General features: G+C 39.5%; 10 protein-coding genes and 1 pseudogene. 4 read left to right on the forward strand and 7 right to left on the reverse strand.

What is annotated here, in order from left to right; translation table 11 throughout:
- Positions 1 to 88 precede the first annotated feature (88 nt).
- The 3 genes from aspS to FTT75_RS09615 all read left to right on the forward strand — a co-directional run bounded on the left by aspS (position 89) and on the right by FTT75_RS09615 (position 3,073).
- Complete coding sequence (aspS, locus tag FTT75_RS09605; RefSeq protein WP_180101163.1) at positions 89 to 1,873, forward strand: aspartate--tRNA ligase; 1,785 nt, start codon at positions 89 to 91, stop codon at positions 1,871 to 1,873.
- Positions 1,874 to 1,987: 114 nt separating this feature from the next.
- Positions 1,988 to 2,209: a hypothetical protein gene (locus tag FTT75_RS09610; RefSeq protein ID WP_004733007.1), complete on the forward strand. Its 222-nt coding sequence runs from the start codon at positions 1,988 to 1,990 to the stop codon at positions 2,207 to 2,209.
- Between the two features lie 18 nt (positions 2,210 to 2,227).
- Positions 2,228 to 3,073 (forward strand): lysophospholipid acyltransferase family protein, encoded by an 846-nt coding sequence (locus FTT75_RS09615; RefSeq protein ID WP_180186324.1) that lies wholly within the window; start codon positions 2,228 to 2,230, stop codon positions 3,071 to 3,073.
- A 236-nt stretch (positions 3,074 to 3,309) separates the two neighbouring features.
- Here the strand turns inward: FTT75_RS09615 and FTT75_RS09620 are convergent, their stop codons facing one another.
- The 7 genes from FTT75_RS09620 to glnE form a co-directional block, all read right to left on the reverse strand.
- Positions 3,310 to 4,104 carry a glycosyltransferase family 2 protein gene (locus tag FTT75_RS09620; RefSeq protein WP_180186325.1) on the reverse strand — a complete coding sequence of 265 codons (795 nt, stop codon included), beginning with the start codon at positions 4,102 to 4,104 and terminating at the stop codon, positions 3,310 to 3,312.
- Positions 4,101 to 5,303, reverse strand: a complete 1,203-nt coding sequence (locus FTT75_RS09625; protein WP_180101160.1) for a hypothetical protein — start codon at positions 5,301 to 5,303, stop codon at positions 4,101 to 4,103. Before FTT75_RS09625 ends, FTT75_RS09620 begins: the two co-directional genes overlap by 4 nt.
- 230 nt (positions 5,304 to 5,533) lie before the next feature.
- Positions 5,534 to 6,331 (reverse strand): glycosyltransferase family 25 protein, encoded by a 798-nt coding sequence (locus tag FTT75_RS09630; protein ID WP_180186326.1) that lies wholly within the window; start codon positions 6,329 to 6,331, stop codon positions 5,534 to 5,536.
- Positions 6,332 to 6,345: 14 nt separating this feature from the next.
- Entirely contained in the window at positions 6,346 to 7,092 is a 747-nt protein-coding gene (locus tag FTT75_RS09635) for a glycosyltransferase family 25 protein (RefSeq protein WP_180101158.1), read from the reverse strand.
- A gap of 15 nt (positions 7,093 to 7,107) precedes the next feature.
- Positions 7,108 to 7,830 carry a glycosyltransferase gene (locus FTT75_RS09640; RefSeq protein ID WP_180186327.1) on the reverse strand — a complete coding sequence of 241 codons (723 nt, stop codon included), beginning with the start codon at positions 7,828 to 7,830 and terminating at the stop codon, positions 7,108 to 7,110.
- Positions 7,831 to 7,958: 128 nt separating this feature from the next.
- The gene (locus FTT75_RS09645) at positions 7,959 to 8,885 is read right to left on the reverse strand and encodes a branched-chain amino acid transaminase (RefSeq protein WP_074384043.1); all 927 of its coding nucleotides are present in this window, start codon (positions 8,883 to 8,885) and stop codon (positions 7,959 to 7,961) included.
- 24 nt (positions 8,886 to 8,909) lie between these two features.
- Positions 8,910 to 11,660, reverse strand: coding sequence for a bifunctional [glutamate--ammonia ligase]-adenylyl-L-tyrosine phosphorylase/[glutamate--ammonia-ligase] adenylyltransferase (glnE, locus tag FTT75_RS09650; protein ID WP_005095710.1), 2,751 nt, complete (start codon positions 11,658 to 11,660; stop codon positions 8,910 to 8,912).
- Positions 11,661 to 11,858: 198 nt separating this feature from the next.
- On the opposite strand from glnE, the pseudogene FTT75_RS09655 reads away from it, so the two are divergent.
- Positions 11,859 to 12,126 (forward strand): annotated as a pseudogene (locus FTT75_RS09655) (RNA-guided endonuclease TnpB family protein); the annotation flags it as partial.

A 12,126-nucleotide genomic window follows, 5' to 3' on the forward strand; every position in this document is an offset into this window, starting at 1 on the left:
CAAAGAGGCATAATCCTACCTTTACTCAAAGCGGTACGCTGTTTACGTATTCGCTGACCTTAACCCATATAGTTGGATTTCTAACGCTATGATGCGAACTCATTACTGCGGTTCTTTAACCGAAACTCAAATTGACCAGACTGTAACATTATGCGGTTGGGTTCACCGTCGCCGTGACCACGGTGGTGTGATTTTCCTTGATATGCGTGACCGTGACGGTCTTGTTCAAGTGGTTATTGACCCGGATACCCCTGAAGCATTCGCAACTGCGGACAAAGTACGTTCAGAATTCGTATTAAAAATTACAGGCCGTGTACGTCGCCGTTATGAAGGCACAGAAAATGCCAATATGGTGAGCGGTCAGATCGAAGTCTTGGGTAAAGAAATTGAAGTTCTTGCTCAGTCAGACACTCCGCCATTCCCTTTGAATGACGAAAACACCAATATTTCTGAAGAAATTCGTTTGAAATACCGTTTCTTGGACATCCGTCGTCCAGAGATGTTAGATCGCCTACGTTTCCGTTCTAAATTGACCAACCTGATTCGTAACTACTTCGAAGACAATGGTTTCCTGGATGTTGAAACGCCGATCTTGACCCGTGCAACCCCAGAAGGCGCGCGTGACTATTTGGTACCAAGCCGTGTATCAAACGGTAGCTTCTACGCACTGCCACAATCTCCACAGCTATTCAAACAGTTGTTGATGGTCGGCGGTATCGATCGTTACTACCAAATCGCAAAATGTTTCCGTGACGAAGACCTGCGTGCAGATCGTCAGCCAGAATTTACCCAGATTGACGTTGAAACATCGTTCATGAGTGACGATGACATTATGGATTTGATGGAAACCTTGACAGTTAAAATGTTCAAAGAACTTTTAAATGTTGAATTCGACAAATTCCCACGTATGACTTATGCCGATGCAATGCGTGACTATGCATCTGATAAACCGGATATGCGTATTCCTTTGAAACTGGTTGACGTTGCAGACATGATGCAAGACGTTGAATTCAAAGTATTCGCAGGTCCTGCTAAAGACCCTAAAGGCCGTATCGTTGCGCTTCGCGTACCGGGCGCAGGTTCATTGCCACGTAGCCAGATTGATGAATACACCAAATTTGTCGGTATCTACGGTGCAAAAGGTTTGGCTTATATCAAAGTCAACGAACTTGAAAAAGGTATCGAAGGTCTTCAGTCTCCAATCGTGAAATTCATCGAGCCAATCGTGCTGGATCTGTTGCAACGTGTGGGTGCTGAAAATGGCGACATCGTATTCTTTGGTGCGGACAAAGCCAAAATCGTAAACGATGCGATGGGTGCTTTACGTATTAAAGTCGGCCATGACATGAAATTGGCAACATGTGAGTGGGCACCGCTTTGGGTCGTTGACTTCCCGATGTTCGAAGAAACTGACGATGGCAAATGGACCTCTGTGCATCACCCATTCACGCTACCGAAATCAAGCGTTGAAGAGGTGAAAAACAACCCGGGTGCTGCACTTTCTGTTGCTTACGATATGGTATTGAACGGTACTGAAGTGGGTGGTGGTTCGCTGCGTATTCATAACCTTGAAATGCAAAAAGCGATTTTTGAAGCTTTAGGCATTGATGAAGAAGAAGCGGAAGAGAAGTTCAGCTTCTTGCTCAATGCTTTACGTTATGGCGCGCCTCCACATGGTGGCTTGGCATTCGGTCTTGACCGTCTGGTAATGTTGATGACTGGTGCATCTTCAATCCGTGACGTGATCGCATTCCCGAAAACCAAAACTGCGGAATGTCCATTGACGCAAGCACCGGCACCAGTTGAATCAAACCAACTGCGTGACCTTGGTATTCGCTTACGTGAAAAACCAAAAGCTGAATCTCAAGAATAATTCTTGACGATTTAAGTGAAAAGCCCTGCCTTGCGCGGGGCTTTTTTTGTGTGATTGAGTCGACTCTGGAACAGTGGCATAATAGCGATAGTTTTTAATCTAAGGTAATTCGCAATGGCTATGCGTCCTGCAGTTCGTAATCGCAGCATTATGCTTATTGTATTTTCAGTGGTTCAATGGCTGTTCATGCGTTATATCCTTGCCAACAACCTGTTCAACCTCGATACCAATGAACGTATTGTGTATTTTTGCCTGAGCAGTATTTTAGGTGCCTTACTGATTTTCGTCGGTTTGATTTATATGGTGCTGAAGGGCAATCCAGATAAAGACCTATAATCTGACGCTCTGGATAGCATGTACACCTTACTCAAAAATTTCTCCAAATTTCCATTAAGATTGATTCAAAATCTTGCGCAACTGGCTGGATCTCTTTTGTATCTCAGCCATTCTTCTGCACGCCGAGTAACTGAGATTAATCTGGCCTCTGCCTATCCTGAACTTTCGGAATCTGAACGCGCTGATTTAAGCAAACGCAGCCTGAAAAGTCAGTGTATGACCTATGCGGAATCGGTCAAGATTTGGGGTTCATCACCAGATTATGCATTGTCTTTAATTCGAGATGTGCATGGTGCAGATTTATTTATTCAGGCTTTAAAAAACCCGCATGGCTGCTTGGCGGTGGTTCCCCATTTTGGTACTTGGGAGCTGTTGAATGTCTGGGTCAATCAACATACCTCTCCTGTGATTATGTATAAGCCCAGCAAAAATGAAGATGTCGATCGCTTTATGCTGGAAGCTCGGCAACGTCTGAATGCAACACTGGTTCCGACTGATGACTCTGGTGTACGCGCTTTATTTAAGCATCTCAAACAGGGTGGTTTTTCTGCGATTTTACCGGATCATGTCCCGAAAGAATCTGGTGGAATCTATTCTTATTTTTATGGTCAAAATGCGCTATCTTCCACGCTTCTTTCCAAACTTGCGGCTAAAACACAATGCTCTGTGGTTGGACTCAGTTGTTTAAGACGTGATGATTTATCGGGTTATGATATTTACGTGACTGAATTATCAAATGATATTTTATCTAAGGATTTACAGCTTTCTGTAGATACTTTAAATAAAGAAATGGAGCGAATGATTAATGTCGCTCCAGAACAGTATTTGTGGGGGTATAAAAGGTTTAGGAAGGTAAAAAAATAAAAAATAGACCTCTTGCGAAAGTATGCTTTTACCTAATTTTTGAATCAGCTAAAACCTTATAAAATATAGCTTGCGGCTATTTAAATTTTGACCAACCAAAAAGGTCTAACATTTATATACAACTTACCTAGTTTAACAATCTGCTTTTTAAACCTTTATGAAAAATTATTAAAATTTAAAAAGCAGATCTATATAATATTCTTATTTAAAATTTATTATGAGATTGATTTGAATTATCAGTTAATCCAATTCAAAAAATATTCGAATATTCCAAATGATATAATTCCCAATAAAAAACCATATAAGCTATACCTTATTTTTATTTTATTCTTAATTTTTAATAATTTAAAATCTTCAGATGTTTTAATATGGTGCCCCCAACCCATATGTTCAACTGCACTGTTTTCTAAGATAGCAGCAGACATTCCCATTTGATGATACTGTTTTGAAATATTTGCCTCTGTAATCGAAGAATCAATATTCCGATAATAAGGTTGTATTATCATATAGTCTTTCTTTCTTCTAAGCCCAGGATTAAAACTAAAACCTTTCCATGTATCATCATTGCTTCCCAATATAAAGTAAGAAAAATCATCAAGGGAATATTTATCTCCTAAATAATGAAATGGGTAACGTTTATGTACATCATTCTGAAAGTTTCTTAACCAAACTTGTAAGATTTTAGAGTTATTTTCCAACACTCTTTTAGACTCTTCGATAAAATTAATACGATAAAAACTCCAATCATCTTCACAATGGAAAATATAAGGTGTATTTACAAAACTATAAGCTAAATCAATAGACTTTATTTGTCCTAATTTAGGTTCATTAATAATCACCCTAGTAAAATCTTTCCAGTGTTGAGGTATTGCCTCCCAGACTCTTTCATCACCAGAATCTTCAGTTATAATTACCTCTCTAACTGGATAAGTATTAAATCTATCGATTGATTCTAAAGTTTTTTTTAGTAATTTAAAGCGCTTACAACTTGTTAAAACAATAGTTACATCACTTTCTTTATCAAACTTCATTTCATTACCTTATTTAATTTGATTAATTTTTCCCAGAAACTCAAATCCAGATTTAACTGTGGAAGATCTTTTACTTCAAAGACCCTTTTGATAACATCATACAAACATTCATCCAGCCTATGTTTTTTGGGATCAAATTCAATAAAATCAGCCCGATTTAATTTCCAGTTATAATTAATACCTTTATAATGTGCATAATAAAAATTTTTACTTAATTGAAGTTTTTTTGATTTCACAGTGTGCACTTTCCACTGTACATCATTTTCAATTTTTTGAGGATTTATACACCATTTATAGTCACTTTCCCATTGACTCTTGTCATAGTAAAAAAAATTATTAAATCTTCTTAAATCTGTTTTATATAAAGGGATAGATTCTATCCATCTTCCCGAAATTTGTACTCCTGGTACTTTTTCTAATTCCTCAAAAACGGATTTTTTATTCTCATTGAGAATTAGCTCATCTACATCTACGTTAATTACACCTGAAGCATATTTTAAAAAACGTTCCTTAGCATGTTCCATCATACCATATTGACAAAAATCAGAATCCCATGGTGCATTTTTAACCTCTGCTGATGTACCACCTTGTGGGCCATATTTAAAATTCCAAGGAACGATAATAATATCTACTTCCAGTTTTTCTTTAATCAAGTACTCTTTTAATTCTTCCACACTATAATAATCAGAGTTATTGTCATAAAATAACACTGCATCAATTAAATGAATTTTTTTATAAAATTTTATCCAATCAGAAATCCATTCTAATTTATTATTCTTAGATAATGTAAACAGAACTTTTTTATTTTTAAAAACATGATGAAAATTTTCATTAACTACAATATCAAACTCTAGCCCAGTCCCCCCCCATTGAAATAATTTAATTTTACTATCACTATAAAACCAATTTCTTTGTGTACGATCAAGCATAGTAATATGTAGGTCAGATTGTGTACATCTCCCATCTAAAATGAAATTTTTTTTATTGTATAAATTTTCTAATCCATATGAAGGAGGACCTGAAAAAACAAGCTTATCATCCGACATAAAAACATCAAAAGCTAAAGTATAAAAATCAAATTTTTCATTATAATCACTTGATTTACAACTATCACTTCTTGGAGATTGTCTTTTCAATATGCTGTTGGTGGGCAATATACAAGGAGCTACTTCAATGATTTTCACAAAATTAACAGACATAACAAAAAACCTTAGCCACTTAAATTTACTTTAAAAATATATTTAACAGAGTTATTAATAATATTAATTTTGAAAATCCCAAAACCTGGAGAGTCAACATTCTTAATAACCACATACAATAAGATATAAAATACTATTTTCCCTAATAACCCTATAACCAACGAAAACAATACTTAAAAAAATTCTAGGAGAACTTTATTTAAAAAATAAAAATGGGGAAGCTTGGTTAATTAAAACCGTGACGAATCTACCACAATCTCTCTTTTTACACTAATACCTAAATATTTCAATTGACGAAGACCTAAATTAATTTGGGTCTTTATTCTTCTCATTTTAAACTCCGATTTTTCACTCGCAGTTAAATCAAAATTTAATTTATTCTTTACCTGTGCAATTACAGATTCATGTATATATTTACATGGAACGGAATATTCAGGGCACTTATCACTTTGTAATAATGCAGCAGGCTCAATTTGATATGCTTTTAACTCATAACAACTATGAATAAATTCATCAGACAAACCAATCGCTCGTTTATTCATAAAGTCTAATAAAATTTTAGCGCCAGTTGGATATAGCGCATATCCGCCCGTGCCACTTCGATCAATGTAAATTTCAAAAAGATTGTAATCATTGTCTGCTATAGAACATGTCGATTGCTTGGCAACAGTTTTCTTTCTGCCATGTACCTCAAAATTTATATAGTCAATATCAGTGAATTTTTTTAAATCATTTAATATTTTTTTAAAGTCTTTAACTAAAATCGCATCATCTTCTAAAACAACACAGGGTTCATTGTGTTCAACAATATAATCCCATGCTTTTTTATGACTTAAGAAACATGCGAGTTCTGATTGCTTCATTGGACGCTGACCACCAAATGCCATACGTTTGTAGTCATCTTCTGAAAAATCATGAATTGATACAGCTGATAAACGTTCAAACTCCAATTCAAGGTCTTTAAATTGAGCTTGTTGTTGCGCCAAACGATCTTTAGACTGATCTAAATTAATTAATAAAACTTTCATTATTTACTCAATCTTTAAGCCGAGCAGATTTTATTTTTTAGAGCTTTCAACTTATTGCCCCACATTCTTTTTTGACGTGGCCAACGTTTACCCACACGCTGACGTGCGGCTGTTGGATTAACTTTTACAGCATCAATATCGCTTTCAGCACCATTCGGTTGAACCAATGGCGGATAAATAGAGAATCCTCGACTTGAATGTGTTAACCAACTTTGAAGAGCGACATCAATGGGTGCATTAATCTGAGCTAGATCATTTTGAAAAGCTTCTGCACCTTCACGCGACCAAACTAGACCTAAGGTGAGTACAGGGAAATAATATGCTTTTAAAAGATGATGCTGATCAATCTGACGCAACTTTTTACTCAATTTACGTTTAGTACTACCAATATTGATTAAGTACCAACCTTTTTGGTTTTCCTCTAACCACTGTACAGTTTTTTCAACTGTAGCGACCAAATCAGAAATCACCTCAAGGTCATCTTCAACAACAATAATAAAGTCAAAATCTGATGCTAAAAATTCGGCTACACATCGCTTGTGACTTAAGTAACATCCTATTTCAGCACCTAATAAATCACGCCCCATAAGCGTATTGGCTTGTTGGCTATTATAAGACTCATAAGTTTGAACATCTAACTTACGACCATCTACAGCTGAAATTCTTTCAAATTTAATATTATGTTTTTTTAACTCAGCAGAAGCTTGGGCTAAACGATCTGTACTTGAATCTAAATTAATTAAATAGACACCTAATTTCATATTTTAAATTCCAGCTTACTGCCAAGCATCCTTAATCCACTGCGATGGCAGCACATAACGGTACCACTTTCCACCACCACCATTCACTGCATCAGGTGGATTAATTTCACCATGAAACACAATAATTTTGGCGCCTTCAGGCTTCACTGGGGGCTTGAAATAAGCCATCGGAATTTTTTGCAGGCAATGATATTTATAACTCTTACACCAGCTTTCTGGCCAATAAGTCTGCTTGCCCTCTTTATCTACATACCAAGACAAATAAGCCTGCTCATTACGGAATTTCTGACGGATTTCATCAAAATTTTCACGGAAATACGGTAAAAGTTCCGGAAATGCACCCAGTTTAAAACGATACACCGAACTGTTGCCGGTAATCCGCCAAGGACGTTTCCAGTCATGGATAATCAGAAAATCACCCGGATAGCTAAAGAACTCATCGATGTTATCGACAATCACCACATCAAGATCGAGAAATAGCGCATTGCCTTCTAAACCATATAAATCCGGTTCAAAAGTAGATAGCTTATTCCAGCCACGTTCAGGCGCACCTTCAGGCAATGCCAAAGGTGGAATTGGGAAACATTGTACTTCAGGATTAATTCCTTCAGTACAATCCGTCAGACAGACCATTTTGAAATCGACTGTCGTATGTCGTTTAACCATGTTGTATAAACGATTGACGTATTCAGAACCGTATTTGGTTCCCCATTTCATACAAATAACGATGTTACTCATTGCGTATGCCTAAGCTCATCTTAAAATCTTCTGGATATCGAATATGATGACATAAGTTCGGCAGAATAAGTATATCCCTTAAAAAAAACCTCTCAAATGAGAGGTTTTTTCAATCAGTAAATTATTACTTATTTCACGTAAGTTAACCAATGTGCATATTTAGGATCTTTACCCTGAACTGCATCAAAATAAGCTTTCTGGATTTGCGTCGTGATTGGACCACGCACACCTTCACCAATTTGACGGTCATCATATTCACGGATTGGTGTCACTTCCGCAGCAGTACCAGTAAAGAACGCTTCATCGGCAATATAGAATTCATCACGGGTAATACGGCGTTCAACCACGTCATAACCCAGATCTTTGGCAATGGTAATAATGGTTTGACGGGTAATACCATCCAGCGCACCACCGGCAATATCAGGGGTATGAATTACACCGTCAGTCACCAGGAATACGTTTTCGCCTGACCCCTGGCATACATAGCCTTGTGGATCAAGTAACATGGCTTCGTCATAACCCGAATGCGCGACTTCCTGATGCGCCAGAATCGACAGCGTGTAGTTACCAGACGCTTTGGCTTTACACATGGTCACGTTTGGATGATGGTGAGTAAATGATGAAGTTTTCACGCGAATACCCTTCGCCATGGCTTCTTCACCCAAGTAAGCACCCCAGCTCCATGCCGCAACCACAGCATGAATCGTGTTATCAGTTGCAGCAATACCCAGTTTTTCAGAACCAATAAAAAGGATTGGACGTAAATAGCAAGATGCCAGTTTATTTTCACGCACCACATCAATTTGCGCTTGTTCTAATGTTGCATGATCAAATGGAACTTTCATTTGATAAATTTTTGCAGAATTCAACAAACGCTTGGTATGTTCTTTTAGACGGAAAATAGCCGTTCCATTCGGAGTTTCATAAGCTCGGACGCCTTCAAACACACCCATGCTGTAATGCAAAGTATGGGTTAATACGTGAGTTTTCGCCTCACGCCAGTCAACCAGTTGTCCATCTTGCCAAATAAAACCATCACGATCAGCCAAATTCATGCCACAAACTCCAATTTTTCACAATTATTCACTATCCAGCGCAAAGCTTGCACTTGGATCAATTAGTCTTTGCCATAACTTGCAAACGGTCATTCGGGTATCGTGCCAGTCGCTTGCAGACACTTGCATGGATTGATTTGCAAGGGCTAAGCGGTGGCTCTCGGCGCGTTCACTGAGATAAGCTTGAATCAGAGCAGTCGCATCGTCGCTGGATAAGCAACCTGATTTTGCGGTATCCTCAAGAATTCTTACATTGTCGGAGAAATGGGCGAGATCTTTATTCGTCCCACTCCAGGCCAACACCGCATACTGTGCCATAAATTCGATGTCTACGATACCACCTGTATCTTGTTTTAAATGAAAAATTCCATCTTTTTTCTGCGCTTTGGAGGAGCCCAGATGATCCTTCATTTTCTGACGCATTTTCAGCACTTCTGCCCGCACATAATTTTCATCACGAGGCTGAATCAAAATATTACGGCGTAAGATTTCAAATTTTTGTCTTAGGCTTAACTCACCTGCAATTGGACGCGCGCGCACCAAGGCTTGATGCTCCCATAACCAGGCACTCTTAAGCTGATATTGCTCAAAGGCTTTCAGACTGGTGACCAAGAGTCCTGCTTCACCAGAGGGACGTAAACGGGTATCCACTTCATAGACCCGCCCATCCAGGGTTTGCGTGGTCATCAATGACATGAATTTTTGTGCTACACGCATGGCAAACTCAAAACCACTAATCGGCTTGAGTCCATCTGTATCGGCCTGTTCTCCCATAAAATGAATAAATACTAAATCCAAGTCCGAGCCATAACCCAGTTCAATGCCACCGACCTTGCCATAACCAATGACCGCAAAAGCAGTATGCTCGATTGAACAGCGCTTGCCTTCGGCATCCAGTGGAAAACCATGCCTTTTGGCCACCATCTGATAGGCCAAATGCAGAGCTGCATTAACGGATACTTCGGCAATATCGGTTAAGGCATCAGAAACTTTCATCAAAGGACTTTCAGCCAGAACATCACTGGCTGCGACGGCCAAGACATTGGATTTTTTAAACAGGCGCAATACCCGCATCTGATCTTCAACCTGATCAATCTCAATACGGAGTAATTGCTGGCGTAAAGAATCTTCCAGATCCTGTCGTTTCGGTAACTCAAAATCCATCGACAGAAACTCATCCAGCAATACCGGATATTGTGAGAGTTCTTCACAAATCCAGGGACTCACCGTGGCCATTTTCACCAGTCGTTGCAGTGCGCCTTTACTTTCAATCAGCATGACCAGATAGACAGTACGGCGCATCACCGACTCAACCAAGGGCATGAGACGCAACAACGCCATTTGCGGCTTGGCAGACTCCAGAATCGCTTCAATCAGATAAGGCCAAAAGGTTTTTAAACGTTGAATCGCCTTGGCCGGCAACTTTTTCAATGCATGACCATGCCAGAATTCATGAACCAGATTCTTGGCGGCATCATCCAGAACATCGTTGAGCTTCTTTTCCAGCTGGACAAAACTTTCGACCTGGGTTTCCGGTTCATTTTCCTTAATCAGATGCTCAAACTGATAAATGACTTTGGCTCGCTTCTGGTTCAGGACAGTCATAAAATCTGACCAGTCTGCAAAACCTAAGGTTTCCACCATTCGCTGACGTAAATCAGGCTCAGTCGGTAAAGATTGGGTTTGTTGATCGTTTAAGGCCTGAATCGCATGTTCCACCCGGCGCAGGAACAAATAGGCATCTTCCAGATCTTGGACTGCCTGTTCATCCAAGAGTTCAGCATCATCGAGATGGTTCAGATTGACCAGACATTGGCGATCCTGCAATTCAAGTTTGGCTCCACCATAAATCAGCTGAAAGACCTGCACGATAAATTCAACTTCGCGAATACCGCCAGCACCGAGCTTGATATCATCTTCAATATTACGCCGCTGGACTTCACGCTCGATCATGGTTTTCATTTCGCGCATGGCTTCAAAAGCACTGTAATCCACGTATTTACGAAAGACAAAAGGACGGGTCATGTCAAGCAGAGCATCACCTTCCGGACTTGGATTGACAACACGCGCCTTGATCCAAGCGTAGCGCTCCCATTCCCGGCCATGCTGACTTAAGTATTTCTCTAAGGCCACATGACTAATGGCCAGGGCTGAACCATCACCCCAAGGACGCAGACGCATATCGACCCGAAACACAAAACCATCCGCCGTGATCTGATCCAGCAGGTGAATCAGTTTTTGTCCCCATAGGATGCAAAACTGCTGCACATCGATACATTTGCGTCCATCGGTTTCACCCTGTTCATCGAAGGCAAAAATCAGGTCAATATCACTGGAAAGATTAAGTTCTTGCGCGCCGAGTTTGCCCATAGCGATGACAATAAGATCCTGAACTTTACCGTTATAAGCAATCGGCTGGCCATACTTGGCAGCAATCGGCATACGGGCAAAATCTTTGGCTGCACAAATACAGGCATCGGCAAAATCGGAGAGTTCTCGGGTGAGGGTGATGACATCGGTCAGTTGATTGGCATCCTGCCAGATCCAGCGAAACATCAGGCGGGCCCGCAGAATACGCATGGCGCGCATCCAGGCGGCTTCATCTATAATATTCAGGATACAGTGCTGCACCAGCTGATCAATATATTCCCGACTGAGTGCAGCCTGAAACTGGTCAATTGCATAATCCTGTTCCAGGAGGCTCTGGTGATTGGCCAATACCTGTTCAGCATATTGGCTTGCTCTTAAGGTTTTTTGCAATTGTGCCGCATTCATCACTCAACTCTTCCCCCGAAACGTTCTGCCTAGTTATAGCAGGAGTTTTGTCTCAGGGGGAGGGTTTTAGTTTGAAATTTATCAAATGAAGCGTCAAACTCTGTCCTTCAGAGCAGAGATATAAGCGACACGACATAAAATGTCGTTTTAAGAATTGCCCAACATAGGGTATAGAGAAAAAATTGTTAATATAACCACATGAAAACACTTAAATTACGCATAAAAGACAAACATTGCAAGGTGCTAGACCAATTAGCATCTGAGGTGAACTTTGTCTGGAATTATGTCAATGATTTAGGGTTTAAACATCTAAAAAGAAAAGGTGAATTTCTATCAGCCTATGATGTTGCCAAATACACCAAAGGCGCATCGAAAGAATGCAATCTACATAGCCAAACCATTCAGGCTGTTACAGAAGAATTAATCACTCGAAGAAAACAGTTCAAGAAAGCAAAGCTGAAATGGC

Origin of the sequence: Acinetobacter sp. YH01008, from assembly GCF_013420435.1 — a bacterium.
Taxonomy (GTDB): Bacteria; Pseudomonadota; Gammaproteobacteria; order Pseudomonadales; family Moraxellaceae; genus Acinetobacter; species Acinetobacter pseudolwoffii.